General features: G+C 71.5%; 24 protein-coding genes and 1 riboswitch. Of the genes, 17 read left to right on the forward strand and 7 right to left on the reverse strand.

Translation table 11 applies throughout. The features are described from left to right. Nucleotides 1–162: 162 nt before the first annotated feature. From ABZ128_RS30500 to ABZ128_RS30545, 10 genes are all read left to right on the forward strand, one after another. Complete coding sequence (locus ABZ128_RS30500; RefSeq protein WP_356852490.1) at nt 163–753, forward strand: CDP-alcohol phosphatidyltransferase family protein; 591 nt, start codon at nt 163–165, stop codon at nt 751–753. Nucleotides 754–853: 100 nt separating this feature from the next. After that, nucleotides 854–3,349 (forward strand): mannose-1-phosphate guanyltransferase, encoded by a 2,496-nt coding sequence (locus ABZ128_RS30505; protein WP_356852492.1) that lies wholly within the window; start codon nt 854–856, stop codon nt 3,347–3,349. Nucleotides 3,350–3,459: 110 nt separating this feature from the next. Continuing rightward, nucleotides 3,460–4,365 (forward strand): DUF881 domain-containing protein, encoded by a 906-nt coding sequence (locus ABZ128_RS30510; RefSeq protein WP_356852494.1) that lies wholly within the window; start codon nt 3,460–3,462, stop codon nt 4,363–4,365. Continuing rightward, nucleotides 4,362–4,694: a small basic family protein gene (locus ABZ128_RS30515; RefSeq protein WP_030158423.1), complete on the forward strand. Its 333-nt coding sequence runs from the start codon at nt 4,362–4,364 to the stop codon at nt 4,692–4,694. The genes ABZ128_RS30510 and ABZ128_RS30515 overlap by 4 nt, the downstream gene beginning before the upstream one ends. Nucleotides 4,695–4,699: 5 nt before the next feature. Further along, on the forward strand, nt 4,700–5,506 hold the full coding sequence (locus tag ABZ128_RS30520) for a DUF881 domain-containing protein (protein ID WP_356852495.1): 807 nt from the start codon (nt 4,700–4,702) through the stop codon (nt 5,504–5,506). An 82-nt stretch (nt 5,507–5,588) separates the two neighbouring features. After that, complete coding sequence (locus tag ABZ128_RS30525) at nt 5,589–6,530, forward strand: FHA domain-containing protein (protein ID WP_356852553.1); 942 nt, start codon at nt 5,589–5,591, stop codon at nt 6,528–6,530. A gap of 68 nt (nt 6,531–6,598) precedes the next feature. Further along, complete coding sequence (locus ABZ128_RS30530) at nt 6,599–7,363, forward strand: MerR family transcriptional regulator (protein WP_356852497.1); 765 nt, start codon at nt 6,599–6,601, stop codon at nt 7,361–7,363. 52 nt (nt 7,364–7,415) lie between these two features. Next, nucleotides 7,416–7,889, forward strand: a complete 474-nt coding sequence (locus ABZ128_RS30535; protein WP_030009777.1) for a bifunctional nuclease family protein — start codon at nt 7,416–7,418, stop codon at nt 7,887–7,889. 192 nt (nt 7,890–8,081) lie between these two features. Then, nucleotides 8,082–8,720, forward strand: coding sequence for a MerR family transcriptional regulator (locus ABZ128_RS30540; protein WP_356852498.1), 639 nt, complete (start codon nt 8,082–8,084; stop codon nt 8,718–8,720). An 87-nt stretch (nt 8,721–8,807) separates the two neighbouring features. Continuing rightward, nucleotides 8,808–10,220 carry a DNA polymerase IV gene (locus ABZ128_RS30545; protein WP_356852500.1) on the forward strand — a complete coding sequence of 471 codons (1,413 nt, stop codon included), beginning with the start codon at nt 8,808–8,810 and terminating at the stop codon, nt 10,218–10,220. Here the strand turns inward: ABZ128_RS30545 and ABZ128_RS30550 are convergent. After that, a complete protein-coding gene (locus ABZ128_RS30550) occupies nt 10,217–10,621 on the reverse strand; it encodes a PRC-barrel domain-containing protein (protein ID WP_356852502.1) in 405 nt (134 codons plus the stop codon). The genes ABZ128_RS30545 and ABZ128_RS30550 overlap by 4 nt on opposite strands. Before the next feature lie 113 nt (nt 10,622–10,734). After that, a riboswitch (glycine riboswitch) is annotated at nt 10,735–10,833 on the forward strand. Between the two features lie 197 nt (nt 10,834–11,030). On the opposite strand from ABZ128_RS30550, the gene gcvP reads away from it, so the two are divergent. Next, complete coding sequence (gene gcvP, locus ABZ128_RS30555; RefSeq protein ID WP_356852504.1) at nt 11,031–13,916, forward strand: aminomethyl-transferring glycine dehydrogenase; 2,886 nt, start codon at nt 11,031–11,033, stop codon at nt 13,914–13,916. 164 nt (nt 13,917–14,080) lie between these two features. Here the strand turns inward: gcvP and ABZ128_RS30560 are convergent, their stop codons facing one another. Together ABZ128_RS30560 and ABZ128_RS30565 are read right to left on the reverse strand one after the other, a co-directional pair. After that, on the reverse strand, nt 14,081–14,287 hold the full coding sequence (locus ABZ128_RS30560; RefSeq protein WP_356852505.1) for a DUF5999 family protein: 207 nt from the start codon (nt 14,285–14,287) through the stop codon (nt 14,081–14,083). A 279-nt stretch (nt 14,288–14,566) separates the two neighbouring features. Further along, nucleotides 14,567–15,187: a hypothetical protein gene (locus ABZ128_RS30565; protein WP_356852507.1), complete on the reverse strand. Its 621-nt coding sequence runs from the start codon at nt 15,185–15,187 to the stop codon at nt 14,567–14,569. Between the two features lie 494 nt (nt 15,188–15,681). On the opposite strand from ABZ128_RS30565, the gene ABZ128_RS30570 reads away from it, so the two are divergent. Further along, on the forward strand, nt 15,682–17,217 hold the full coding sequence (locus tag ABZ128_RS30570) for a glutamate-cysteine ligase family protein (protein WP_356852509.1): 1,536 nt from the start codon (nt 15,682–15,684) through the stop codon (nt 17,215–17,217). 77 nt (nt 17,218–17,294) lie between these two features. Beyond that, nucleotides 17,295–18,113: a type II CAAX endopeptidase family protein gene (locus tag ABZ128_RS30575; RefSeq protein ID WP_356852510.1), complete on the forward strand. Its 819-nt coding sequence runs from the start codon at nt 17,295–17,297 to the stop codon at nt 18,111–18,113. A 186-nt stretch (nt 18,114–18,299) separates the two neighbouring features. Here the strand turns inward: ABZ128_RS30575 and ABZ128_RS30580 are convergent, their stop codons facing one another. After that, nucleotides 18,300–19,118 carry a PhzF family phenazine biosynthesis isomerase gene (locus ABZ128_RS30580; protein ID WP_356852512.1) on the reverse strand — a complete coding sequence of 273 codons (819 nt, stop codon included), beginning with the start codon at nt 19,116–19,118 and terminating at the stop codon, nt 18,300–18,302. A 207-nt stretch (nt 19,119–19,325) separates the two neighbouring features. Between ABZ128_RS30580 and ABZ128_RS30585 the strand changes: the two genes are divergently transcribed. Then, entirely contained in the window at nt 19,326–19,946 is a 621-nt protein-coding gene (locus ABZ128_RS30585; RefSeq protein WP_356852513.1) for a PadR family transcriptional regulator, read from the forward strand. Nucleotides 19,947–20,027: 81 nt separating this feature from the next. Here the strand turns inward: ABZ128_RS30585 and ABZ128_RS30590 are convergent, their stop codons facing one another. After that, nucleotides 20,028–20,456, reverse strand: coding sequence for an SRPBCC family protein (locus ABZ128_RS30590; protein WP_356852515.1), 429 nt, complete (start codon nt 20,454–20,456; stop codon nt 20,028–20,030). 171 nt (nt 20,457–20,627) lie between these two features. On the opposite strand from ABZ128_RS30590, the gene ABZ128_RS30595 reads away from it, so the two are divergent. Both ABZ128_RS30595 and ABZ128_RS30600 read left to right on the forward strand, forming a co-directional pair. Next, the gene (locus ABZ128_RS30595; protein WP_356852516.1) at nt 20,628–21,590 is read left to right on the forward strand and encodes an EamA family transporter; all 963 of its coding nucleotides are present in this window, start codon (nt 20,628–20,630) and stop codon (nt 21,588–21,590) included. A gap of 167 nt (nt 21,591–21,757) precedes the next feature. Then, the gene (locus ABZ128_RS30600; RefSeq protein WP_356852517.1) at nt 21,758–22,807 is read left to right on the forward strand and encodes a DMT family transporter; all 1,050 of its coding nucleotides are present in this window, start codon (nt 21,758–21,760) and stop codon (nt 22,805–22,807) included. On the opposite strand, the gene ABZ128_RS30605 is transcribed toward ABZ128_RS30600, so the two are convergent. Continuing rightward, the gene (locus ABZ128_RS30605; RefSeq protein WP_356852518.1) at nt 22,789–23,499 is read right to left on the reverse strand and encodes a pyridoxamine 5'-phosphate oxidase family protein; all 711 of its coding nucleotides are present in this window, start codon (nt 23,497–23,499) and stop codon (nt 22,789–22,791) included. The genes ABZ128_RS30600 and ABZ128_RS30605 overlap by 19 nt on opposite strands. Before the next feature lie 37 nt (nt 23,500–23,536). On the opposite strand from ABZ128_RS30605, the gene ABZ128_RS30610 reads away from it, so the two are divergent. Continuing rightward, complete coding sequence (locus ABZ128_RS30610) at nt 23,537–24,868, forward strand: aminotransferase class I/II-fold pyridoxal phosphate-dependent enzyme (protein WP_356852520.1); 1,332 nt, start codon at nt 23,537–23,539, stop codon at nt 24,866–24,868. A gap of 37 nt (nt 24,869–24,905) precedes the next feature. Here ABZ128_RS30610 and ABZ128_RS30615 read toward each other — a convergent pair whose 3' ends face one another. After that, complete coding sequence (locus ABZ128_RS30615; protein WP_356852521.1) at nt 24,906–25,907, reverse strand: DMT family transporter; 1,002 nt, start codon at nt 25,905–25,907, stop codon at nt 24,906–24,908. Nucleotides 25,908–25,917: the final 10 nt, after the last annotated feature.

Raw genomic sequence — 25,917 nt, forward strand, 5'->3', positions numbered from 1 at the left:
CTGCAGGGGGGACCCTGTGGGAGAGTAGGACGCCGCCGAACAATCATTGCGGGAAGCCCCGCACCAGGTATCTGGTGCGGGGCTTTTCTGCGTTCTGGGTCCCTGCGGGGTCCTGTAGGGTCAGGAGGCATCGTTCGTACGTTCAACAGTGGAGGCCCCCGGGTGGAGGTCCAGGAGACTCGGGTTCAGACTGACCGAATTTTCACCATTCCGAACATCCTGAGCATGGCTCGCCTCGTCGGCGTGCCCCTCTTCCTCTGGTTGATTCTGGAGAAGCACGACGGCTGGGCCCTGGCCGTCCTCATGCTCAGCGGGGTCAGTGACTACCTCGACGGGAAGCTCGCGCGGCGCTGGAATCAGATCAGCAGCCTCGGCCGGCTGCTGGATCCCGCCGCGGACCGGTTGTACATCCTCTCCACGCTCTTCGGCCTGACCTACCGCGGCATCCTGCCGCTCTGGCTTACCGGGGCCCTGATCGCCCGCGAGCTGATGCTGCTGGTGATGGTCTGGATCCTGCGCCGCCACGGCTATCCGCCGCCGCAGGTCAACTTCCTCGGCAAGGCCGCGACCTTCAACCTGATGTACGCCTTCCCCCTGCTGCTGCTCAGCGACGGTACGGGTTGGTTGGCCTGGATGGGGTCAGTTTTCGGATGGGCGTTCGCCGGATGGGGTACAACCCTCTACTGGTGGGCAGGAATCCTTTACGTGGTGCAGGTCCGCCGACTCGTGAAGGCGGACACCGCGGCCGATTGAGCTCGCTCGGTGCCGGGCTGACGCGAAGTATCTGCGGAGTCTCCGTACGGGACGGGCGAAGTCGGCGAGAACGTCGTCTCTCAAGGAGGACTCTTCCGACATGAAGGCCGTCGTGATGGCCGGTGGCGAAGGCACCCGTCTTCGCCCCATGACCTCAAGCATGCCGAAGCCGCTCCTGCCGGTGGCCAACCGGCCGATCATGGAGCACGTGCTGAGGCTGCTGAAGCGGCATGGGCTCAACGAGACCGTGGTGACCGTCCAGTTCCTGGCGTCCCTCGTCAAGAACTACTTCGGTGACGGCGAAGAGCTCGGAATGGAGCTCACCTATGCCAACGAGGAGAAGCCACTCGGCACTGCCGGCAGTGTGAAGAACGCCGAGGAGGCGTTGAAGGACGACGCGTTCCTCGTCATTTCCGGCGACGCGCTCACCGACTTCGACCTCACTGACCTGATCAACTTCCACAAGCAGAAGGGCGCACTCGTCACGGTGTGCCTGACCCGGGTGCCGAACCCGCTGGAATTCGGCATCACCATCGTGGACGAAGAGGGGAAGGTCGAGCGTTTCCTTGAGAAGCCGACGTGGGGCCAGGTTTTCTCGGACACCGTGAACACCGGTATCTACGTCATGGAGCCCGAGGTCTTCAATTACGTGGACCCGGATGTTCCGGTCGACTGGTCCGGTGATGTCTTCCCGCAGCTGATGAAGGAAGGCCGGCCCATTTACGGCTATGTCGCCGAGGGCTACTGGGAGGACGTCGGCACCCACGAGAGCTACGTCAAGGCCCAGGCCGACGTACTCGAAGGCAAGGTCCAGGTCGACATGGACGGCTTCGAGATCTCGCCCGGGGTGTGGGTCGCCGAAGGGGCCGAGGTGAGCCCCGACGCGGTGCTCCGCGGACCGCTCTACATCGGCGACTACGCGAAGGTCGAGGCGGGCGTCGAGATCCGCGAGCACACGGTCGTCGGGTCGAACGTCGTCGTCAAGAGCGGTGCCTTCCTGCACAAGGCCGTCGTGCACGACAACGTCTACATCGGCCAGCACAGCAACCTGCGCGGCTGTGTGATCGGCAAGAACACCGACATCATGCGGGCCGCCCGGATCGAGGACGGCGCCGTCATTGGTGACGAGTGCCTGATCGGTGAGGAATCGATCGTCCAGGGGAACGTGCGCGTCTACCCCTTCAAGACGGTCGAGGCCGGCGCCTTCGTCAACACGTCGGTGATCTGGGAGTCCCGCGGGCAGGCGCACCTCTTCGGTGCCAGGGGAGTCTCCGGGATCCTCAACGTGGAGATCACCCCGGAGCTGGTGGTCCGGCTCGCCGGTGCCTACGCGACGATGCTGAAGAAGGGCGCCATCGTCACCACGGCACGCGACCATTCCCGAGGCGCCCGCGCACTGAAGCGGGCCGTGATCTCGGCGCTCCAGACCAGTGCGATCGACGTACGGGACCTGGAGAACGTACCGCTGCCCGTGGCACGCCAGCAGACCGCCCGCGGCAGCGCCGGCGGGATCATGCTGCGTACCTCGCCCGGCGTGCCGGATTCCGTCGACATCATGTTCCTGGACGAGCGGGGCGCGGACCTCTCGCAGGCGCAGCAGCGCAAGCTGGACCGGGTGTACGCCCGCCAGGAGTACCGGCGCGCCTTCCCGGGCGAGATCGGTGACCTGCAGTTCCCGTCGAGCGTCTTCGACTCCTACACCGGTTCACTGCTGAGGCAGGTGGACATCACCGGGATCGCCGATTCCGGGCTGAAGGTGGTCGTGGACGCCTCCAACGGCAGCGCCGGTCTCGTACTGCCCAGCCTGCTGGGCCGGCTCGGGGTCGACGCGCTGACGATCAACCCCGGCCTGGACGAGTCCAGGCCGACGGAGACCGCGGAATCCCGGCGGGCCGGTCTGGTGCGTCTCGGTGAGATCGTCGCCTCGGCGCGCGCCGCCTTCGGTGTGCGCTTCGACCCGGTGGGGGAGCGGATCTCCCTGGTGGACGAGCGGGGCCGGATCATCGAGGACGACCGGGCGCTCCTGGTGCTGCTGGACCTGGTCGCCGCCGAGCGGCGCAGCGGCAAGGTGGCGCTGCCGGTGACCACAACCCGGATCGCCGAGCAGGTGGCGGCGTACCACGGCACGCAGGTGGAGTGGACGACGACCTCGCCCGACGACCTGACGCGGGTGGGCCGGGCGGAGAACACGATCTTCGGCGGCGACGGGCGGGGAGGCTACATCGTCCCCGAGTTCAGCAGCGTCTTCGACGGATCGGCGGCCTTCGTCCAGCTGATCGGGCTGGTGGCCCGCACGCAGCTCACGCTGAGCCAGATCGATGCGCGGATACCACGCGCCCATGTGCTCAAGCGCGACGTACCGACCCCGTGGGCCGTGAAGGGGCTCGTGATGCGGCGGGTCGTGGAAGCCGCCGGTGACCGCCAGGTGGACACCACCGACGGCGTGCGGGTGGTGGAGGCGGACGGGCGCTGGGCGCTGGTCCTGCCGGACCCGGCGGAGGCGGTGACGCACCTGTGGGCCGAGGGGCCCGACGACGCGTCGGCGCAGGCCCTGCTGGACGAGTGGGCGGGGGTGGTGGACGGCGCCGGGCACTGACGGCCCGGCACCGGATCACGTACGGCCAGGTCCGGCGGGCCGGGAGCGCGGGAGTGCGCCCCGGCCCGCCGGACGGGTGCATTCGGTGGGGGCGGGGGCGTCATGCGACGATGAGCGGCATGTCGCAGCCGTTCAACCACCCCGGTTCGGCCTCGCCGCCCGCGCGCCCGGACGCGTCCATGTCGCTGCTGACGCATGTGATGGACCACAGCCTCGACGAGGGGTATGCGGAGGCGTCCGCCCGGCGGGAGGCCGACGGCACGGCGGGACTGCCGCGGACACTCAAGGCCAGACTGGCGCTCGCGGCCGGCCTGGTACTCGCCGCCATGGTGGTCACGCTCGGTGCCGCCCAGGCGCGCGTGGCGGCGCCCGTGCTGGCCAAGGAGCGCCAGGAGCTGATCGACCGGGTGCAGCGGGCCGACGAGCGCGCGGACGGCCTGGAGCGGGACATCGAGCGGCTGCGGGAGAACGTGGCGAGCCGCCAGCGTGAAGCGCTCAAGCAGCACGGCGGGGACCAGGGGCAGCTGGTGGCGCTGTTGTCGGGCGCCACAGAGGTCCGCGGGCCGGGGGTCAAGCTGGTCGTGGACGATGCCAAGGGCTCCTCCTCGGGCGGTGGGGGCAAACCGCGGGAGAACGCCGGCTTCTCCGACACCGGCCGACTCCGTGACCGGGACATGCAGAGGATCGTCAACGGTCTGTGGCAGTCCGGGGCGGAGGCGGTCTCGATCAACGGGCAGCGGCTGACGGCGCTGTCGGCGATCCGGGCCGCGGGTGACGCGATACTGGTCGACAACCGGCCGCTGGTCCCGCCGTACGAGGTGCTGGCGGTGGGGGACAAGAAGCGGCTCGGAACCGCGTTCCAGGACTCGGCGGACGGGCAGTACCTGCACGTGCTGCAGGAGAGCTACGGGATCCGTTACACGCTGTCCGCCATGGACGAGGTGCGGCTTCCGGCCGCGTCGAGCCTGACCGTACGTACAGCTACAGCAGAAGAGCCGAAGAAGGGTGCATCGTGATCGCGGTACTGGGCCTCGTGGCCGGAGTGGTGGTCGGACTTCTCGTCCGGCCCGAGGTGCCGGCCGTGGTGGAGCCTTATCTGCCGATCGCCGTGGTGGCGGCGCTGGACGCGGTGTTCGGCGGTCTGCGCGCGATGCTGGACGGCATCTTCGTGGACAAGGTCTTCGTGGTGTCGTTCCTGTCGAACGTGGTGGTGGCCGCGCTGATCGTCTTCCTCGGTGACAAGCTGGGGGTGGGCTCGCAGCTGTCGACCGGTGTGGTCGTGGTCCTGGGCATCCGTATCTTCTCCAATGCCGCGGCCATCCGCCGGCACGTGTTCCGGGCGTGAGGCCGATGAGTGCGAATCACACCCCTCCCGAGGAACCGAACGGCCCCGAGCAGCCTCTGGATGAGGGGAAGGCCCAGGTCGCCGAGGTCCCGCAGACCGGTCGGCAGCGGCTGGCGGCGGGGCTGTGGCCGCCGCGGGTGAGCCGGGCCCAACTGATCGTCGCGTTGCTGTTGTTCGTGCTCGGTCTGGGGCTGGCCATCCAGGTGCGGTCCAACAGTGACAACAGCTCCCTCCGGGGTGCCCGTCAGGAGGACCTCGTACGGATCCTCGACGAGCTGGACGGTCGGACGAAGCGCCTGGAGGACGAGAAGCAGCGGTTGGAGGATCAGCGCAAGGAGCTGGAGAGCAGCTCGAACCAGGCCGAGGAGGCGCGCAGGCAGACCGTGGAGAAGGAGCGCCAACTCGGCATCCTGGCCGGTACGGTGGCTGCGCAGGGGCCGGGTATCACGCTGCGGATCACCGATCCCGGGAACCAGGTGCAGTCCGACCAGCTGCTGGACACGCTCCAGGAGCTGCGGGCGGCCGGGGCCGAGGCGATCCAGGTCAACGGTGTGCGCATCGTGGCGGGCTCGTACTTCTCGGACGAGGGCGGCGGCATCGGCATCGACGGTAAGAAGATCACACAGCCCTACGAGTTCAGGGTGATCGGCAAGCCGCAGGACCTGGAGCCGGCGCTGAACATCCCGGGAGGTGTCGTGCAGACGCTGGAGAAGGAGCAGGCCACCGTCGCCGTCACACGGTCGGCGAAGATCGTTGTGGACGCCTTGCGGCCTGCGAAGCAGCCTGACTACGCTCGGTCGTCATCGTCGTGACGCGGGGCGGAGAGCGGATGGGCCCACGCGGGCGGGTGCCTGCGGGGGGTCGACGCGCCGAAGTCGCGGTGCGTGGTGGAAACTGTCTGGTGGTTACGGACGTTGTGAGAATGTCCGGGTCGGCAGGTGTGTGCATTCGGAGTTCGTCCTGCCCCACGGGCGGGTCTGTTTCGGTCAAGGGGAATCGCCCGTGAAGTTGTTTGAGAAGTTGTTCGGCAAGAAGAGCCGTGAGGAAAGCGGTGCGGCCAGGCACCGTGCGGGGCAGGGGGAGGTGGAAGGGCAGGGCGACCGGCCGCTCTTCCGGGACGAGGTCGCCGGTGCGGGTGATGTTCCGGGCGGGCAGGGCGGGTCGGCTGTTGACCCTGCCGGTTCCGGCCGCATAGGTTTCGGTGAACCATCAACCTCAACCACGGGTGGAGGGTTCGCCCCCGACCCGTACGCCACCAATGCCTCCGCGGGGCAGCCGCGGCGCGAGGAGCCGTCCATGTCGGCCGAGCAGGTGTGCAGCAGGTGCGGGCACCGCAGCGATGCGGCCAGCCGCTTCTGCTCGAACTGCGGTGCGCCGCTGCGGGCGGGTCTGACGCCGGAGCGTGCCTCGGAGACCACGTCCACGATCTCGATCTCGGGCCTTGAGGCCTACGAGGCCGAGGCGTCGGGACAGCACGTGTCGTCCTCCCTGTCCCCCGAGGCCCAGGCCGCGGTGGAGGCACTGCCCCCGGGTTCCGCCCTGCTGATCGTGCGGCGCGGTCCCAACTCCGGCAGCCGCTTCCTGCTGGACGGTGAGCTGACCACGGCGGGTCGGCACCCGCAGAGCGACATCTTCCTGGACGACGTCACCGTCTCCCGGCGGCATGTCGAGTTCCGCAGGAGCCAGGACGGCGGTTTCACCGTCTCCGACGTCGGCAGCCTCAACGGCACGTACGTGAACCGCGAACCGATCGACTCCGTCGCCCTGCACAACGGCGACGAGGTGCAGATCGGCAAGTACCGACTGGTCTTCTACGCGAGTCTGCGGGGTATCTGACCCTCCCCCAGACCCCGCCCCCGGCTTGCCGGGAGGTGTCCCAGGGGGGACCCACCAGGGAAGGTCCCATGCTGCGTACCACCACCGGCGGTGCCGAGAAGAACGGCACCGCCGGCTCGGGCGGGCGGCTGGTGAGCATCGGCACGGTGCTCACGATGCTGCGCGACGAGTTCCCCGAAGTCACGATTTCGAAGATTCGTTTCCTGGAGGCGGAGGGGCTCGTCGAGCCGCGGCGCACGCCTTCGGGATATCGCAAGTTCAGCACCGAGGACGTGGAGCGCCTCGCCCGCATCCTGCGGCTGCAGCGTGACCACTACCTGCCGTTGAAGGTGATCCGCGAGCAGCTGGACGCGCTCGACCGCGGTGAGCAGATCCGCATCCCGGCGCCCACGGCGCACGGGGACGCCGCCGACCCGTCGGCTGCCGCCGCGGGGTACCCGGAGGCGGCCCGGGAACGGCCCGCCGCCGCCCGGGTGGGCCGGGCCGAGCTGATCGCCGCCGCCGAGGTGGACGAGGCGCAGCTGGCCGAGTGGGAGTCGTACGGGCTGATTGCGGAGGATCCCGGCGGCGGCTTCGACGGTGAGACCGTCACGGTGGCCCGGCTGGTGGCCGACCTGGGCCGGTTCGGGCTGGAACCCCGGCACCTGAGGGCCATGAAGGCCGCCGCGGACCGGGAGGCGGGCCTGGTGGAGCAGGTCGTGGCGCCGCTGCGGCGGCACCGCAATCCGCAGACCAGGGCCCATGCCGAGGCCACCATGAAGGAGCTCGCGGGGCTGTCCGTACGGCTGCACGAGGCCCTCGTGGAGACCGCTCTCGGGGTCCGTCTGCGCTGAGCGGCGAGGGCCCGACTACCCAAACCTGCCGGGCAGGTCCTAGGGTTGCTGTGTGAACGAGCTCGACGTTGTGGGTGTCCGGGTGGAAATGCCCTCCAACCAACCGATCGTGCTCCTGCGTGAAGTGGGAGGCGACCGGTACCTCCCCATCTGGATCGGACCAGGGGAGGCGACCGCCATTGCCTTCGCGCAGCAGGGCATGGCCCCTGCCCGGCCGCTGACGCACGACCTTTTCAAGGACGTGCTGGAGGCGATCGGCGAGGAGCTCACCGAGGTCCGGATCACGGACCTGCGGGAGGGCGTCTTCTACGCGGAGCTGGTCTTCGCCAGTGGGGTGGAGGTGAGCGCGCGGCCTTCGGATGCCATAGCGTTGGCCCTGCGCACGGGAACGCCGATCTACGGCAGCGACGGCGTCCTGGACGATGCCGGCATCGCGATTCCGGACGAGCAGGAGGACGAGGTGGAGAAGTTCCGGGAGTTCCTCGACCAGATCTCCCCCGAGGACTTCGGGACCGGCCCGCAGTAGGGGCCGCGGCCGTGCCGTCCGGTGGTCGCCCAGAAAGCGCTGACAGCCCATTCGAGTAGCCTTTCCCCGGTACGGGGCACGGGAAACCACTCTCAGGGTGATTATCACTCGGCGTGCCGAGTGTGGCGATCGTTGACGCACCCCTGGTGACTGCCTACCTTCGAGGGGGCAGGTCAAGGACGGAGGGTCGGCGTGAGAGTCACGGGCGACGGTACGACCGGGGGCATCCCCGCACGGAGTGACGGTGGGCCGTACCCGCTCCACGGCAGTGCGGCCAGACCCGCGCGCCGTCAGCCGGAGGCCGCCCCGGCCGGCCCGGCGGGTGGCGGACCGGCACCCGAGCAGGTCGGCTATCGCGGACCGACGGCATGCGCCGCGGCGGGCATCACGTACCGGCAGTTGGACTACTGGGCGCGGACCGGGCTGGTGGAGCCCACGGTGCGCCCCGCGTTCGGCTCCGGCACCCAGCGCCTCTACAGCTTCCGCGACGTCGTCGTCCTCAAGATCGTCAAGCGCTTCCTGGACACCGGGGTGGCGCTGCAGAACATCCGCACCGCCGTGCAGCACCTGCGCGACCGGGGCTTCTCGGACCTGGAGCGCATGACGCTGATGAGCGACGGCGCCACCGTGTACGAGTGCACCTCGCCGGACCAGGTGGTCAGCCTGCTGGAGGGCGGCCAGGGCATCTTCGGCATCGCGGTGGGCGTGGTCTGGCGTGACGTCGAGAAGGCGCTGTCGCAGCTCCACGGGGAGCGGATCGACACCGGCGAGACGGTCGTCGGCCACAATCCGGCCGACGAACTGGCCGCGCGGCGCAACCGGGCCGGTTAGCCGGCGGCCGGCCGCCGACGCCGGCCGGCCGGCACCCGTACGGACTCCTGTGCCGCATTGTCAGTGGCGTAAGGCAGCATCGGTGCTGTGAGAGCCGCGCCGACCATCCTCCACCTGGACATGGACGCCTTCTACGCCTCCGTGGAGCAGGCGTCGAAGCCGAGCCTGCGCGGGAAGGCCGTGATCGTCGGCGGGCTGGGTCCGCGCGGCGTCGTCGCCACCGCCTCCTACGAGGCCAGGCGGTTCGGGGTGCATTCGGCGATGCCGATGGCCCAGGCCAGGAGGCTCTGCCCGAACGGCGCCTACCTCGTCCCGCGCTTCACCCTGTACCGGGCGGTCAGCGACGTGGTCATGGCCCTCCTGCGCGAACTGTCGCCACTGGTGGAGCCGCTGAGCCTGGACGAGGCCTTCGTGGACCTGGAGGCGGGCGGCGCCGCTTTCGACGCGGTGAGCGCCCGTGCGGCCGGTGAGCGGCTGCGGGCCGAGATCCTCGCCGCGACCGGGCTGAGCGCCTCGGTGGGCCTGGCGGGCTCGAAGATGCTGGCCAAGGTGGCCTCCGAGGAGGCCAAGCCCGACGGCCTGCTGCTGATCGAGGTCGGCACGGAGCGGGAGCTGCTCGCACCGATGTCGGTACGGACCCTGCCCGGAGTGGGACCGGCCACCGGGGAGCACCTGCGGCGGGCCGGGATCACCACGGTGGGGGAGCTGGCCGAGGCCGGCGAGGACGAGCTGGTCCGGATGGTCGGGCGCTCGCACGGGGTCGGGCTGTACCGGATGGCGCTCGGGCTGGACGACCGGCCGGTGGTCGCGGAGCGCGACGCGAAGTCGGTCTCGGTGGAGGACACCTTCGACGTGGACCTGCACGACCGGGTGCGGATCCGGGGGGAGGTGCAGCGCCTCGCCGAGCGGTGCGTGCAGCGGCTGCGGGCCTCCGGGCACTCGGGGCGCACCATCGTGCTGAAGGTCCGGCGCTACGACTTCTCGACGCTGACGCGCTCCGAGACGCTGCGGGGGCCCACCGACGATCCGGCGGTGGTGCGGGAAGCGGCCGGGCGGCTGCTGGAGGGTGTGGACACCACGGGCGGGGTGCGGCTGCTGGGGGTGGGGGTGAGCGGGCTGGCGGACTACACGCAGGAGGACCTGTTCGCGCAGTCGCTGGCGGCCGGGCCGGAGCCGGGCACGGCGGGCAGCGGCGCGCCGGACGCCGCGGCCGAGCCCGGTGGTGCCGGTGGTCCCGAGGGCGACGGGGAGGCGGCTGAGCCGGCCGTGGAGCCCGGCGTGGAGCCGGTCCGGCAGCGGCACTGGGCGGCGGGAAGCGACGTACGGCACGCGGTCCACGGGCCGGGCTGGGTGCAGGGCAGCGGGGTCGGGCGGGTGACCGTGCGGTTCGAGCAGCCGGGATCGCCGCCGGGCCGGGTGCGCACCTTCCGGGTGGACGATCCGGAGCTGGAGCCGTCCGATCCGCTGCCGCTGGTGGGGAAGGCGCAGGCAGCCGGCTAGCCGGGGTGGCCCTCGTCGCCGGCGAGCCGCCCGAAGTCGCGGTCCTCGGCCCCGGGGTCCTGCGGCGGGGGGCGGAAGTCGGAGGGGAGGGAGACGTCGAGTCCGTAGTGGTGGTAGAGCTGGAGTTCCTGCTCGGGGGAGAGGTGGCGGCCGACGCCGAAGTCCGGGGCGTCCCTGATCAGGGAGCGTTCGAAGGGGACCCGGAGGCCGTCGCCGACCAGCTCGCTCGGCTCCAGGGGCACGAAGGCGTCCCGGCTGAACAGTCCCGTGCGCACGGCCGCCCATTCCGGCACGCCCGTGGCATCGTCGAGGTACACCTCGTCGATGGTTCCGATCTTGGTGCCGTTGCGGTCGAATGCCTTCCGGCCGATCAGGCTGCGCGGATCGATGTCGGTCTGCACGGTGCCTCCATGTGATCGCAACTCCTCCGTAATGACTACAAAAGTGCATTTCCGGGGAGGGGGCCACTCGAAAGAGGTCCGGGAACCTCGCTGGTAGGCTTGGTACCGGCTGTTGACCCTGTGCGGGAGAGTCCTCCGAGTGAGTTCGACGGAGGCGCCGAAGGAGCAAATCCTCCCCGGAATCTCTCAGGCATACGTACCGCACGGACGAGGCCACTCTGGAAAGCAGGGGCGGGTACCGGGCGCGCAGTGCCGGTTCCCCTCCTCACCGACGGTGAAAGCCGGATCGTGCGGGGCGTCCCGCAGGGCCCGGTGAAGCTCTCAGGTTGAGATGACAGAGGGGGAGGCCGTCCGGGTGCCCGCGCCGTGGTGCCCCTCGCAGGTCGTACGACCCAGGAGGCCTCCGTACATGACCGCCAACCGCATTCCGCTCTCCCAGCTGGAGCGAGGCATCCCCTTCGAGCAGCGCCACATCGGCCCGGACGCCGAGGCGCAGGCCAAGATGCTCGCCCACGTGGGCTACGGCTCGCTGGACGACCTGACCGCCGCCGCCGTCCCGGACGTGATCAAGAGCGCCGAGGCGCTCGATCTGCCCGAGGCGCGGACCGAGGCCGAGGTGCTCGCCGAGCTGCGTCGGCTCGCCGACCGCAACCAGGTCCTCACCTCCATGATCGGTCTCGGCTACTACGGGACGTTCACGCCGCCGGTGATCCTGCGCAACGTCATGGAGAACCCGGCCTGGTACACGGCGTACACGCCCTACCAGCCGGAGATCTCCCAGGGACGTCTGGAGGCGCTGCTCAACTTCCAGACCGTCGTCGCCGACCTGACCGGTCTGCCGACCTCCGGCGCCTCCCTGCTCGACGAGGGCACGGCCGCCGCCGAGGCCATGACCCTGGCCCGCCGCGTGGGCAAGGCCAAGGGCAACGTCTTCCTCGTCGACGCCGACGCGCTGCCGCAGACCATCGCCGTGATCGAGACCCGCGCCGAGCCGATCGGCATCGAGGTCGTCGTCGCCGACCTGTCCGCCGGCATCCCGGCCGAGATCGCCGAGCGCGGTGTCTTCGGCGTGCTGGTCCAGTACCCGGGTGCCTCCGGCGCCGTACGCGAGATCAAGCCGGTCATCGACCAGGCGCACGGGCTCGGCGCGATCGTCGCCGTCGCCGCCGACCTGCTCGCCCTGACCCTGCTGGCCTCCCCCGGCTCGCTGGGTGCCGACATCGCCGTGGGCACCACCCAGCGCTTCGGCGTTCCGATGGGCTTCGGCGGCCCGCACGCCGGCTACATGGCCGTCCAGGACAAGCACGCCCGCTCGCTGCCGGGCCGCCTCGTCGGCGTCTCCGTGGACGCGGACGGCAACAAGGCCTACCGCCTGGCGCTGCAGACCCGTGAGCAGCACATCCGCCGTGAGAAGGCCACCAGCAACATCTGCACCGCGCAGGTGCTGCTCGCCGTCATGGCCGGCATGTACGCCGTCTACCACGGCCCGGACGGCCTGCGCACGATCGCCCGCCGCACCCACCGCTATGCGGCGCTGCTCGCGGCCGGTCTGACGGCCGGCGGGGTCCAGATCGTCCACGGCTCGTACTTCGACACCCTCACCGCGCGGGTTCCCGGCAAGGCCGCCGAGGTCGTCGCCGCCGCCCGCGAAGGCGGGGTCAACCTCTTCCAGGTCGACGCAGACCACGTCTCCGTCTCCTGCGACGAGACGACGCTGCGCGCCGACATCGAGGCCGTCTGGGCCGCCTTCGGCGTCACCGCCGACATCGAGGCCCTGGACACGACCACCGCCGACGCCCTGCCCGAGGGCCTGCTGCGCTCCGACGACTACCTGGCGCACCCGGTCTTCCACCAGCACCGCTCCGAGACCGCGATGCTGCGCTACCTGCGCAAGCTCGCGGACAAGGACTACGCGCTGGACCGCGGCATGATCCCGCTGGGCTCCTGCACCATGAAGCTCAACGCGACCACCGAGATGGAGCCGGTCACCTGGCCGGAGTTCGGCCAGCTGCACCCGTTCGCCCCGGCCGACCAGGCCGAGGGGTACCTCACGCTCATCACCGAGCTGGAGGAACGTCTCTGCGAGGTCACCGGCTACGACAAGGTCTCCATCCAGCCGAACGCCGGCTCCCAGGGCGAGCTCGCCGGCCTGCTGGCCGTGCGCGCCTACCACCGGGCGAACGGCGACGAGCAGCGCACCGTCTGCCTCATCCCGTCCTCCGCGCACGGCACCAACGCCGCCAGCGCCGTGATGGCCGGCATGAAGGTGGTCGTGGTGAAGACCGCCGACGACGGCGAGGTGGACACCGACGACCTGCGTGCCAAGATCGAGCAGTACCGTGACGAGCTCGCGGTGCTGATGATCACGTACCCCTCGACGCACGGTGTGTTCGAGGAGCACGTCGCCGACATCTGTGCCCAGGTGCACGAGGCCGGCGGCCAGGTCTACGTGGACGGTGCCAACCTCAACGCCCTGGTGGGCCTGGCCAAGCCCGGTCACTTCGGCGGCGACGTCTCGCACCTGAACCTGCACAAGACCTTCTGCATCCCGCACGGCGGCGGCGGTCCGGGCGTCGGCCCGGTCGGTGTCCGGGCCCACCTGGCCCCGTACCTGCCCAACCACCCGCTGCAGCCGGCAGCCGGTCCCGAGACGGGCGTGGGCCCGATCTCGGCCGCGCCGTGGGGTTCGGCCGGCATCCTGCCGATCTCCTGGTCGTACGTGCGCCTCATGGGCGGCGAGGGCCTCAAGCGCGCCACCCAGGTGGCGGTGCTCGGAGCCAACTACATCGCCAAGCGCCTGGAGCCGCACTACCCGGTGCTCTACACCGGCCCGGGCAACCTGGTCGCGCACGAGTGCATCATCGACCTGCGTCCGCTGTCGAAGGCGACGGGCGTGAGCGTGGACGACATCGCCAAGCGTCTGATCGACTACGGCTTCCACGCGCCGACCATGTCCTTCCCGGTGGCCGGCACGCTGATGATCGAGCCGACCGAGTCGGAGGACCTCACCGAGATCGACCGCTTCTGCGACGCGATGATCGCGATCCGCGGCGAGATCGAGCGGGTCGTGGGCGGCGAGTGGCCGGTGGACGACAACCCGCTGGCGAACGCCCCCCACACGGCGGCCGCGCTGGGCGGGGAGTGGAACCACCCGTATACCCGTGACGAGGCCGTCTTCCCGGGCGGGGTCACGGCGGCGGAGAAGTACTGGCCGCCGGTGCGCCGTATCGACGGTGCCTTCGGCGACCGCAACCTGGTCTGCTCCTGCCCGCCGCTGGACGAGTACGACAACTGAGCGGTCTGCCGGAGCGGGTTGCCGTACGGCGACCTGACATATTCGTATGACATGACCGTATGACGAAGGGGCCGGTCCGGGATGATGAATCCCGGACCGGCCCCTTCTCGGTTCGTGCTGTTCCGCGCGTGCTGCTGCGCGGTGCTCTCGGATGCAGTCGCCGATTAGGCCGCCTTCACCACGTGCGCCGCCGCGAGCGGACGGTGCGGTGCGATGATCTGGCCGTCCGGCAGCAGCTCACCGGTGTCCTCGAAGAGCAGGACGCCGTTGCACAGCAGGCTCCAGCCCTGCTCCGGGTGGTTCGCCACCGGCTTGGCGGCCTCCCGGTCGGCGGAGTCGGCTGACGGGCATGCTGGCTGGTGCTGGCACATGGATGCGTTCTTTCGCTGCGGTGTGGTCTGTGTGCTGCGGCTCGATGCCTTGTTCATGGCCGCCCCCCGTTTTCAACGTCTTGGTTTGGTCAGGATCCCAGTGTTGCCCTCCGGACCGGAGTCCGCAGGGATTTCCCGGCAGCTGTCCTCATGGATTGAGGACGCATCACTCGTGCGGGCGGTTCAGTTCAACTCCCCTGTCATTTCGGGTGGTTCACAGGTGGCCCGAGTGGGCTAGACCGAATGGGCCGTTCGGATCAGCCCCCGCATCGTGCCTGGTCAGGCGGCCGGCGCCGCCACCGACGGCGGGAGCGGCGGGGCGGGCGGGGTCAGCCGGTGGGTCAGCACCGGCAGCAGTTCGGACACGGGATGCGGCCGGTAGGCGGCGATGCCGGGCGGCGCCGGCGCCAGCGGCACCAGCAGGTCCGCGGCGGCCGGCAGCCCGGCGGAGGCGTCCGCCCCCACCGCCCCGTGCAGCCAGAGCGTCAGCATGTACAGCTCCGGTACGGACAGCAGCCGGGGCTGGTAGTTCTTGCCGAGCGACTCCGCCTGGCGGAGGGCGCGTTCGGTCGCTGCCACGTAGGGGCCCTCGAAGAAATGGGAGAAGGCCCACCCGTCCGGCGTCAGCCGGGTGTCCGCGGCGGCGACGTAGCGGTCGCCGCTGCGGATCAGGAACCGCCAGCCGGTCAGCCGGGTGCGGGGCGGGCGGCCCCCCGCAGCGAGCTGGGAGATGTTCAGCCGGTCGAGGACGTGCACCGGCAGGGGCAGTTCGGCGGTCAGCGGCCCCTGCAGCGCGCGCAAGGACGGGGTGTGCGCCTCGTGCACGGCGGTGGGGGAACCGAGTGCCGCGAGGACGCTGCGCAGGGCGGGCGCGGGAGCCGGAGGGACATGCAGCGGCATGGTGGGTCGCCTCTCACTTGGGAGACCTGTGGAACGGGGCAGGTGCGGACGGCGCTGTCGCATTCTGGGGCCAGAGGGGGGCTGAGGGGCAATGGCCGCGCGCCAACTCTCTGCCTCGTTTGCGGAGTTTATACGACATGTGTTCACCCAGTGTTTCGGCTAGCTGTCCCACCTATTGCGGACAAGGCGCTTACCGGTCCCGCTGCGATGGCTTTCATGCCGGATAGCCGCGAACAAGTCGCGCTGACCTCGGAGGCTACCGGAAAGGGGCTCGGCTGGAAAGCGCCCATAATCCGGAACCGGCAAAACCTACGCGGAATTTGCAGAAGACGGCTTGCCAGGTGAATGTGCCATAGCGCCCGTCGGCCAAACCGGCGCACGCTCCCCGCCACGCACGCCTCCCCGGCGTTATGGATCACGCCCGCGGGGCATCATCGACCGTACACGCGAGCCTGGGTGCGCGGGGCCGGGCCATTTGAGGAGGGGGCGCTTCGATGGGGGAGAAGGTCGTGGCGGGCGGATTCGACCTGTCCGATCGGCATCGGTACCGCAGGAAGCTCCACGAGTGTCTGGAGGGGCTGGAGCGACTTCTGGCGGAGAAGAGGTTCGATCGGCCCAAGAACATGATGGGGCTGGAGATCGAGCTGAATCTCGCGGGCGCCGACGGTTTGCCGCGCATGGTGAATGCGCAGGTACTGGAGAGGATTGCGAGCACTGATTTCCAGACCGAACTCGGAATGTTCAACCTGGAGGTGAACGTACTTCCGCACCGGCTCGGCGGACGGGTATTCGACCAGCTCGCCGAGGAACTGAGCACGGGGCTCGCCTATGCCCACCGGCAGGCCGCGGACATCGACGCCGGAGTGGTGATGATCGGCATCCTGCCGACGATCACCCGCTCCGATCTCGTCACCGCAAACCTGTCGGCGGTGGACCGCTACTCGCTGCTGAACGAGCAGATCCTGATGATGCGCGGCGAGGACTTCCGGCTGGACATCGACGGCGTCGAGCGGCTGACGTGGAGCACCGGTTCGATCGTCCCCGAGGCCGCGTGCACCTCCGTGCAGCTGCACCTGCAGGTGACACCGGGCCGCTTCGCCGACGTGTGGAACGCGGCGCAGGCGGTGACGGCCGTGCAGATAGCAGTCGGCGCCAATTCGCCGTTCCTGTTCGGGCGCGAGCTCTGGCGGGAGTCGCGGCCGCCGCTGTTCACCCAGGCCACCGACACCCGGCCGCCCGAGCTCCAGGCGCAGGGGGTACGGCCGCGGACCTGGTTCGGTGAGCGCTGGGTGGAGTCGGCGTACGAGCTGTTCGCGGAGAACGTCCGCTACTTCCCCGCACTCCTGCCGATCTGCGACGAGGAGGAGCCGCTGCGTGTCCTGGCGGAGGGCGGGGTGCCGAGCCTGCAGGAGCTGGTCCTGCACAACGGGACCGTCTACCGCTGGAACCGGCCCGTGTACGGGGTCGCCGACGGGGTGCCGCACCTGCGGGTGGAGAACCGGGTGCTGCCCGCGGGGCCGACCGTCGCCGACGTGGTGGCGAACGCCGCGTTCTACTACGGGCTCGTCCGCACCCTCGCCGACGAACAGCGGCCGGTGTGGACCCGGCTGCCGTTCGCCGAGGCGGAGGCCAACTTCGACGCGGCGTGCCGGTACGGGATTGACGCCCGGCTGAGGTGGCCGCGCCGCGGCCGGGGCGGCGGGCTGGCCGGCGTGTCCGCCGTACGCCTCGTCCTGGACGAGCTGCTGCCGATGGCGGCGGCCGGGCTGGACGCCTGGGGCATCGAGCCCGCCGACCGGGACCGCTACCTCGGGATCATCGAGGAGCGCTGTCAGAGGCGGGTCAACGGGGCGACCTGGCAGGTGGACACCTATCACCGGGCGCTCGCGTCCGGGATGGAGCGGGACGCCGCGCTGGCCGCGGTCACCCGCCGGTACAGCGAGCTCAGCCACCGGGGCGAGCCGGTGCACACCTGGCCCGTCGGGCTGGTGGAGGAGGAGGTGGACGCCCCGCTGCCGCTGCGGCGCTGAGTCGCGGCCGGCCCGGCGTGCGAGGCCCGTGATCCCGTTCCCCCGGTGAGGAGGCAGTATGGGGTGGTCGGAACGGGATGGCGGGACGGGAGGCGGACGTGCGGGCTGAGCCGGAGCCGGTGGTCGAGGCGGCGCCACACGGTGGGCGCGGGGTACTGCGCGCCGAGACGCTGCTCGTGCTGGCGCTGTCGCTGGGCGCGAGCGCCGTCTCCGCGCTGATCAGCTTCATCGGCTCGCTGACCAAGCCCGGCGGCCTCAAGGACCAGGCGGCCACGCTGAACGGTTCGTACGCCCCCGGCCGGCCCTGGCTGGACCTTGCCTGGCAGCTGTTCGGGATCGCCACCGCGCTGGTTCCGGTGCTGCTGGTCGCCCACCTGCTGACCCGGGAGGGGGCGCCGGGCCTGCGGGTGCTCGGCCTGGACCGGACCCGGCCCGCCTGGGACCTGGGACGCGGCGCCGTGGTCGCGGCCGGGATCGGCAGTGCGGGGCTCGCCTTCTACCTGGCGGCGCGGGCGGGCGGCTTCAACCTGACGGTGGTGCCGGAGGCGCTCCCCGACGTGTGGTGGAAGTTCCCCGTACTGGTCCTCTCCGCGGTGCAGAACTCCGTGGTGGAGGAGGTCATCGTGCTGGCCTACCTGCTGCGCCGGCTCGACCAGCTGGGCTGGTCGCCGACGGGCGCGCTGCTGGCCAGCTCGGTGCTGCGCGGCTCGTACCACCTCTACCAGGGGATCGGCGGCTTCCTGGGCAACGTGGTGATGGGCGTCGTCTTCGTGCTGGCCTACCGCCGCTGGGGCCGGGTCGGGCCCCTCGTCGTCGCGCACGCCCTGCTCGACATCGTGGCCTTCGGCGGGTACGCGCTGCTCGCGGGCAAGGTGGGCTGGCTCCCCACCCCGTAACCGCCCGGTTCGCGGGGGGAGCCACCGTCCGGTTCAAGGACACGGTCGTGGACCCGAAGGCGGTCACGGTCGACAGCGCGACCCGGATCACCGTGAAAGTGCCGTTGCGGGTTACCCGTCCCGAACCCTCCCGACGAGTTTCGGTACAGCGGGCATCGAGGGTTCCGCGGAGGGGGTCCGTCCGGCTCAGGGCCGGGCCAGGAGTTCCCCGTCGATGACCGTGACCGCGTGGCCGGTCAGCAGGGTGCGGTCGTCGGCCAGGGTGACCCGGACCAGGCCGGTGCGGTCCCCGCCCTGCAGGCCCGTGAGCTCGTTGCGGCCCAGGCGGGCGGCCCAGAACGGGGCGAGCGCCGTGTGGGCGCTGCCGGTGACCGGGTCCTCGTCGATCCCGAAGGCCGGGAAGAAGCCCCGGGAGACGAAGTCGTACCCGCGGGAGGGGTCCTCGGCCGCCGCGGTGACGATCACCCCGCGCCGGGCGTAGCCGCGCAGCGCGGCGAAGTCGGGGCGCAGCTCCCGTACGGTCCGCTCGTCCGCCAGCTCGACCAGCAGGTCGCCGATGTGCGCCGCGGTGTCGTGGACGGACACGATGCCGGCGCCCAGGGCCTGCTGCACCGCCGGGACCGTCTCCACCGGGGTGAGGGAGGACGTGGGGAAGTCCAGCGTGATCGTGCCGTCCTCCGAGGCCTCGGCCGTGAGGATGCCGCACCGCGCCCTGAAGCGGATGGGACCCCGGGCCAGACCCCCGGTCGTCAGGACGTGGGCGGTGGCCAGGGTGGCGTGCCCGCACATGTCGACCTCGGCGGTCGGGGTGAACCAGCGCAGCGCCCAGTCGGCGTCCTCGCCGGGCGGCAGGGGAAGCGCGAAGGCCGTCTCGGAGAGGTTGACCTCGGCGGCGACCTGGCGCAGCCATGCGTCCGGCGGGAACGCGCCGTCGAGCAGCAGGACTCCGGCGGGGTTGCCGCGGAAGGGGCGGTCGGTGAAGGCGTCGACGATTCTCAGGCGCATGCCCCGAACGTAGGGGTCCCTCGTGATCGGCGCCAAGGCCAATCCGTGAGGACTGGCCTGGTCACCGACGTGTTCGGAATGAGTTTCCGATATATCGTTGACGCATCGCGATGGGTCGGCGATAGTTGAGATATCGCAACGGTGACCACCGGGGCGAGGAGCACGCATCACGACGCACATCACGACACAGACGAAAGGAGCGCAGTCATGCGTTCACACGGACAGCACGGACACGGCCACGGACATGAGCACGGACGGGGCCACGGCCACTGCGGGCCCGATCGTCGGGAGGAGTTCAGGGGGCTGCGCGCCGCCTTCGGCCCCTTCGGGCCGCCCTTCGGCGGCGGACCCTTCGGCGGGCGCGGCGGACGCGGCGGACCGCGCGGCCGGGCCCGGCGCGGCGACGTACGCGCCTCGATCCTGGCGCTGCTCAAGGACCGCCCGATGCACGGCTACGAGATGATCCAGGAGATCGGCGAGCGCAGTGGCGGGGCCTGGAAGCCCAGCCCCGGCTCGGTGTACCCGACCCTCCAGCTGCTGGAGGACGAGGGTCTGATCACAAGCGAGAGCGAGGGCGGCAAGAAGCTGTTCACGCTCACGGACGCCGGCCGCACCGAGGCCGAGTCCGGCCCCGAGGCCCCCTGGGCCGAGGCCGGCCGCGGCTTCGACTTCGAGGCGATGCACGAGGTCCGGACGGCCGGGGTCGGCCTGATGGAGGCCTTCGGGCAGGTCTTCAAGACCGGCTCGCCGGAGCAGCGCGAAAAGGCCCTTGCGGTCATCAACGACGCCCGCAAGAAGCTCTACCTGATCCTGGCCGACGAGCACTGAGGCGGCCGTTCCCCCGGCGCAGCGCGCCCCGCGAGTCGTCTCGCGGGGCGCGCTGCGTACGTACGGAGGCGTGCGGAGGGGTCAGGCGACCAGGCCGGCCAGCTTGCGCAGCGACTCGTTCAGTGCGGCGGTGGCCGAGTCCTTGAGCTTGCCCGCCATCAGGGACACGGCCGCCCCCGTGAACTCCCCGTCGATGCGGACGGTGGTGGCGGCGCCGTCCGGAACCAGGGTGTAGCGGGTGAGGACGGCCACGCCCATCGGGCCCTTGCCCGTGATGGCGAAGAGGCGCTCGTCCTCCAGCTCCGACACGGTCCAGACGACCTCGGCCGGGAAGCCCATCATCTTCATGTTCTCCGCGAAGGTGGCGCCGACCGCGAGGGTCTCGGGGCCGCCGTTCGGGAAGCTGGTGTGGGTCATGCTCCACTGTCCGTACGCCGGCCAGTCCGTCAGCTGGGCCCAGACCTTCGCGGCGGGCGCCTCGATGCTTGATTCCGCGGTGACTTCAGCCATGGGGCCACCCCTTCTCGTCGGGTACGTGCGGCGGAACGTAGCCCCGGCCGGTGCAACATTCAATACTGACGACCTGTCAGAAACCATCGGTCCGGTCACGGCGGGTACCGGGTGCGTCTCAACAGGCGTCACCGCGGTGACGGTCCTGACGGGCCCTGTCATGATGGCCGGATGCAAGCCTCAGGGAAAAACGCCGGACTCGGCCTCGCGCTGGTCTCGGCGTTCGCGTTCGGCGGTTCGGGAGTGGCGGCCAAGCCGCTCATCGAAGCGGGTCTGGATCCGCTGCACATGGTGTGGCTCAGGGTGGCCGGGGCGGCACTGGTGCTGTCCCCGCTGGCCTGGCGCCACCGCGACCTCGTCTTCCGCAAGCCCCTGCTGCTCGCCGGATTCGGCCTGGTCGCCGTCGCGGGCGTGCAGGCCTTCTATTTCGCCTCCCTCTCCCGGATCCCGGTCGGCGTGGCCCTGCTGCTGGAGTACCTCGGCCCCGCACTGCTGCTCGGCTGGATCCGGTTCGTGCAGCGCAAACCGGTGACGCGGGCGGCCGCGGCCGGGGCCGCGGTAGCCGTCGTGGGGCTGGCCTGCGTGGTGGAGATCTGGTCCGGACTGAGCCTGGACCCGCTCGGGGTGCTGCTCGGCCTCGCCGCCGCCTGCTGCCAGGCCTTCTACTTCGTCTTCGCCGACCAGGGCGCCGACGGTGAGGACGTGCCCGAACCGCTCGGCGTCATCGCGTACGGCATGCTGATCGGCGCGCTGGTGATGACGGTGATCGCGCGGCCGTGGGGGATCGACTGGCACGTGCTGGGCGGCCCGGCCCGGATGGGCGATCTGACGGTGCCCGCGCCGGTGCTGCTGGGCTGGGTGGTGCTGGTCGCGACCGTCTTCGCGTACCTGACCGGCGTGGTCTCGGTCCGCAGGCTCTCCCCGCAGGTCGCCGGTGTGGTGGCCTGCCTCGAAGCGGTCGTGGCCACCGTCTTCGCGTGGGTGCTGCTGAACGAGCACCTCTCGACCCCGCAGATCGTCGGCGGCGCGCTGGTGCTGGGCGGGGCCTTCATCGCGCAGTCCTCGCGGCCGGCTCCGCCGGGGGGCGCCGACCCGGCGGCCATCGCGATGGACCGGGAGACGACCACCGCCTAGGGTGGGGTCATGCCTTCGACTGCCGTGCTTCCCCCTCCCGCCGCGTAGCGCGGGCGGCTGCCACCAAGCCGAGAACCCGGCCCGGGACACCCCGGGCTGGTGTGTGCTGCCCGCGAAGCGATGACCTGCACCTTTCATCCTTCTCACGCATGCGCGGAGCACTTCTCGTGTCGAATCATTCGCCCGCAGCCGGGCGCAGTCTGCTGTACCTCGTCGTCGCCGGAGCCGCCTGGGGCACCGCCGGGGCGGCCGCCTCCCTCCTCTTCCTGGCCAGCGACCTCGGCCCGCTCGCCCTGTCCTTCTGGCGGTGTGCGGGCGGGCTGGTGCTGCTGCTCGGGGTGCTCGCCGTCCGCCGGCCGGGCCGGCGCCGGGGGACCGGCCGCCGGGGCCAGGAGCCGGGGCGGCCGTCGGTGGCATCGCTCATCGGAACCGGCCTCATGTTCACGCTGTTCCAGTCCGCTTACTTCGGCTCCGTGCGCCAGACCGGCCTCGCGGTCGGCACCGTCGTCACCCTCGGCGCGGGTCCCGTGCTGATCGCGCTCGGGGCTCGGTACCGGATGGGCGAGCGGCTCGGCCGGGGCGGGGTGGCCGCCGTCCTCGGCGCGCTCGCCGGGCTGGTGGTCCTGGTGCTCGGCGGCGGGGGCGGGGAGGTGCGGCCCCTCGGTGTCGTCCTGGCGCTGCTGTCGGCCGCCGGGTACGCGGGCATGACCCTGCGGGCCCGTCTCCTCGGGCGGCGCGGTGTGGCCGGGGATCCGCTGGTCACCACCGCCTGGTCGGTGGCCGTGGGCGCCGTGTGCCTGCTGCCGCTCGCCGCGCTGGAGGGGCTGCTGCCGCACACCGCCGAACCGGGGCGGGTGCTGTGGCTGCTGGTGTACGTCGCCACCGTCCCGACGGCGCTGGCGTACGCGCTGTACTTCACCGGGGCCGCCGCCGTACGGGCCGCGACCGTCTCGGTGATCATGCTGATCGAGCCGGTCAGCGCGGCGGTGCTCGCCGTTCTGCTGCTGGACGAGCGGCTGACGGGCTCGGTGGTGCTGGGCACCGTACTGCTGCTGGGCTCGGTCGGTGCGCTCATCGCGGCGGAGGCGCGCAGGCCGGCCGGGGCCGGGCCGGCGGACGGCGATACCGCTGACGGCGACGCAGCAGACGGCGACGCAGCAGACGGCGGGCCCGAGGAGAGGCCCGCCGCCGCGCCGGCTCAGAGCGCCGCGAGGTAGTCCGGAGCGGCGATCCCGGGGGCCAGGTCGTCGGCGGGGACGGGAGTTCCGTGCACCGGCGCGACCGGGACCACGCCCGACCAGTAGGGCAGGTCCATGTCCTCGGGCTCGTCGTTCGGCCCGCCGGTGCGGATCTTCGCGGACACCTCGGCCAGGTCCAGGCGGATGACCGCGGTCGCGGCGAGTTCCTTGGCGTTGGCGGGCCGGGAGTCGGCCGAGCGGCCCGGGACCACGTGGTCGACGAGGGCGTCGAGGGCCATCCGGCGCTCGTCCTCGTCGGTCACCTGGTACGCCGTCCCGTGCACCACCACCGAGCGGTAGTTGATCGAGTGGTGGAAGGCCGAGCGGGCCAGCACCAGCCCGTCGACGTGCGTCACGGTGAGGCAGACGGGCAGCCCCGGGTCCGCCTGGCCCGCCGCGCGCAGGGGGCGCGAGCCCGTCGAGCCGTGGACGTAGAGGGTCTCGCCGACCCGGCCGTAGAGGGTCGGCAGGACCACCGGGGCGCCGTCGCGGACGAAGCCGAGGTGGCAGACGTACGCCTGGTCGAGTATCGCGTGGACGGTCTCGCGGTCGTAGCTCGCCCGCTCGCGCGAGCGGGTCGGGACGGTCCGGTCGGTGGGCTCGTAGGCGGCGGCCGCCCCGGCGGTCCCGGGCGTCCCGCTCGGCTCGTGCGTCTCGGTGGTGGCGGTCATGATGCGAGCTCCGTTGTACTAGTGCATAATTGGCTTTGTGCTAGGAGAGTATCGGATCGCAGGGCGCCGCGCATCGGAAATCGCGGCCAGTGTCGAAGCGGGCGTCGGCTCGGGCGCGCTCCCGCCGGGAGCGCTGCTGCCGCCGATGCGCGAGCTCGCGGGAGTGCTCGGGGTGAACCCGAACACCGTGGCCGCCGCGTACCGGACACTGCGCGAGCGCGGGGTCATCGAGACGGACGGGCGGCGCGGCAGCCGGGTCCTGGCCCGGCCCGCCACGGCCCCGCGCGATGCGCTGCGGGTGGCGGTGCCGGCAGGCGTACGGGACGTCCAGGAGGGCAACCCGGACGTCGGGCTGCTGCCGTCGCTGGACGGGGCCCTGGCAGCGGCGGCGCGGCGCGCCGCCCAGGCGCCGACGCTGTACGGGGAGGACCCGGTGGTGCCGCAGCTCGCGGAGCTGGCCCGGGCGGACCTGGACGCGGACGGGGTGCCGGCCGGGCCGCTGGCGGTGACCTCCGGAGCGCTCGACGCGATCGAACGGGTGCTGACCGCGCACCTGCGCCCGGGCGACGCCGTGGCCATCGAGGACCCCGGCTGGGGGAGCGCGCTGGACCTGGTGGCCGCGCTCGGCCTGCGCGTGCTGCCGGTGGCGGTCGACGACGAGGGGCCGCTGGCCGGGGCGGTGGAGCGGGCGCTGGACGAGGGAGCCCGGGCGCTCGTGGTGACGGCGCGGGCGCAGAACCCGACCGGCGCGGCGGTGAGCGGGCCCCGGGCGCGGGAGTTGCGGGAGGTGCTGGCCCGCCGACCCGAGGTGCTGGTCATCGACGACGACCACGGGCACGGCATCGTCGATCTCCCGCTGCACTCGCTGGGCGGGGTGACCCGGCACTGGGTGCTGGTGCGGTCGACGGCGAAGGCGTACGGGCCGGACCTGCGCCTCGCGGTGCTGACGGGCGACTCCGTGACCCTGGACCGGGTGCGGGGCCGACAGCGGCTGGGCCCGGGATGGGTGAGCCGGCTGCTCCAGTACGCCGTGATCGAGCTGTGGACCTCGGGCGCCGTGGACCGGGCAGCGGTGGCGCGGTCGTACGGGGAACGGCGCGACGGGCTGGTCGAGGCACTGCGGGAGCGGGGGGTGCGGGCGCACGGGCGGAGCGGGATGAACGTGTGGGTGCCGGTGGCGGACGAGACGGCGGTGGTGACGCGGCTGCTGGCGGCGGGCTGGGCGGTGGCTCCCGGCGGGCGGTTCCGGGTGGAGTCGGGGCCGGGCGTACGGGTGACGGTGTCGGGCATCGGGCTCGGCGAGGTGGCCTTCCTCGCCGACGCCCTGGCCGCGGCGGTCCGTCCGGCCCCCGGCCGCCGCTTCGGCTGACGGGGACCACCGGTGGCCCGGAGCCCGAGCCGCCGGCTCAGCCGCGCACCCGCCGGCGGAGCCGGCCCGGCAGCTTCGGCCGGTGTGCCCGCCGGCCCTCCTTCGACCCGCTCGGCCTGGTCTGCGTGAGGGCCGCGCCCGCCAGGACGATCGCCGCGCCCAGCGGGGTGTTCCAGTGGAGGTGCTCGCCCAGGAGCAGGACGCCCGCCGTGGTGGCGATGACCGGGATGAAGTACGTGACCATCTGGGCCGTGGTCGGGCCCACCTCCGTCACCAGTCCGTACTGCATCTGCAGGGCCAGGCCCGTGCCGAGGGCGCCCAGGGCCACGACCGAGAGGGTCGGCCACAGCGGGAAGGCCGCGGGGGCCGAGGTGAACAGCGCGCTGACGAGGAGAAGTTGGCCCGTGGAGAGCAGGAGCTGCGCCCCGGTCAGCGCCACCGGCGAGCTCGGCGTCGAGGCCAGCGTGCGGCGGACGTAGATCCAGCCGACGGGGTAGCAGAGCGAGGCCAGCAGGGCGAGCGCCGTTCCCTTGGCGTCGATGCCGGAGAAGCCCTGCCAGGCGCCGAGGACGGTCAGCACCCCGAGGAAGCCAAGGCCCAGCCCGGCGAACCGGCGGCGGGTGGGGCGGTCCTCGGACAGCGCGACCATTGACAGCGCCATGCCCCACAGCGGCGAGGTGGCGTTGCAGATGCCGGCCAGGCTGGAGGCGATGCTCAGTTCCGCGTACGAGAAGAGCGAGAACGGGGCCGTGTTCAGCAGGAGCGCCGCCACCGCGAGGTGGCCCCAGGTCCGCCGGCCGCGGGGGAGCGGCTCACGGCGCACCAGCAGCACGGTGAGCAGGGCGAGCGCCCCGAACAGGACCCGGCCCAGGGCCACCTGGAACGGCGCGTACCCCTGCGTGCCCACCTTGATCAGAAGAAAGCTGAAGCCCCAGATCACCGAGAGGAAGGCGAACCGCAGCCGCCAGTCGAGGCGGGTCGTCCGGGCAGCGGAGGCAGTGGGTGGCAGGGCGGTGCGGGGAAGGGTGGGTGCGCTCATGGGGTGTACT

The sequence above is a fragment of the Streptomyces sp. NPDC006326 genome (assembly GCF_040612915.1).
GTDB lineage: Bacteria > Actinomycetota > Actinomycetes > Streptomycetales > Streptomycetaceae > Streptomyces.

Bases quoted from the DNA above. Each gene is read 5' to 3' on its own strand.
- ABZ128_RS30585 (WP_356852513.1), top strand. From the start codon at position 19,326: ATGCGTTCACACGGACAGCACGGACACGGCCACGGACATGAGCACGGA.
- ABZ128_RS30505 (WP_356852492.1), top strand. From the start codon at position 854: ATGAAGGCCGTCGTGATGGCCGGTGGCGAAGGCACCCGTCTTCGCCCC.
- ABZ128_RS30590 (WP_356852515.1), bottom strand. From the start codon at position 20,456: ATGGCTGAAGTCACCGCGGAATCAAGCATCGAGGCGCCCGCCGCGAAG.
- ABZ128_RS30605 (WP_356852518.1), bottom strand. From the start codon at position 23,499: ATGACCGCCACCACCGAGACGCACGAGCCGAGCGGGACGCCCGGGACC.
- ABZ128_RS30565 (WP_356852507.1), bottom strand. From the start codon at position 15,187: ATGCCGCTGCATGTCCCTCCGGCTCCCGCGCCCGCCCTGCGCAGCGTC.
- gcvP (WP_356852504.1), top strand. From the start codon at position 11,031: ATGACCGCCAACCGCATTCCGCTCTCCCAGCTGGAGCGAGGCATCCCC.
- ABZ128_RS30570 (WP_356852509.1), top strand. From the start codon at position 15,682: ATGGGGGAGAAGGTCGTGGCGGGCGGATTCGACCTGTCCGATCGGCAT.
- ABZ128_RS30560 (WP_356852505.1), bottom strand. From the start codon at position 14,287: ATGTGCCAGCACCAGCCAGCATGCCCGTCAGCCGACTCCGCCGACCGG.
- ABZ128_RS30520 (WP_356852495.1), top strand. From the start codon at position 4,700: ATGAGTGCGAATCACACCCCTCCCGAGGAACCGAACGGCCCCGAGCAG.
- ABZ128_RS30580 (WP_356852512.1), bottom strand. From the start codon at position 19,118: ATGCGCCTGAGAATCGTCGACGCCTTCACCGACCGCCCCTTCCGCGGC.
- ABZ128_RS30510 (WP_356852494.1), top strand. From the start codon at position 3,460: ATGAGCGGCATGTCGCAGCCGTTCAACCACCCCGGTTCGGCCTCGCCG.
- ABZ128_RS30595 (WP_356852516.1), top strand. From the start codon at position 20,628: ATGCAAGCCTCAGGGAAAAACGCCGGACTCGGCCTCGCGCTGGTCTCG.
- ABZ128_RS30530 (WP_356852497.1), top strand. From the start codon at position 6,599: ATGCTGCGTACCACCACCGGCGGTGCCGAGAAGAACGGCACCGCCGGC.
- ABZ128_RS30615 (WP_356852521.1), bottom strand. From the start codon at position 25,907: ATGAGCGCACCCACCCTTCCCCGCACCGCCCTGCCACCCACTGCCTCC.
- ABZ128_RS30575 (WP_356852510.1), top strand. From the start codon at position 17,295: ATGGCGGGACGGGAGGCGGACGTGCGGGCTGAGCCGGAGCCGGTGGTC.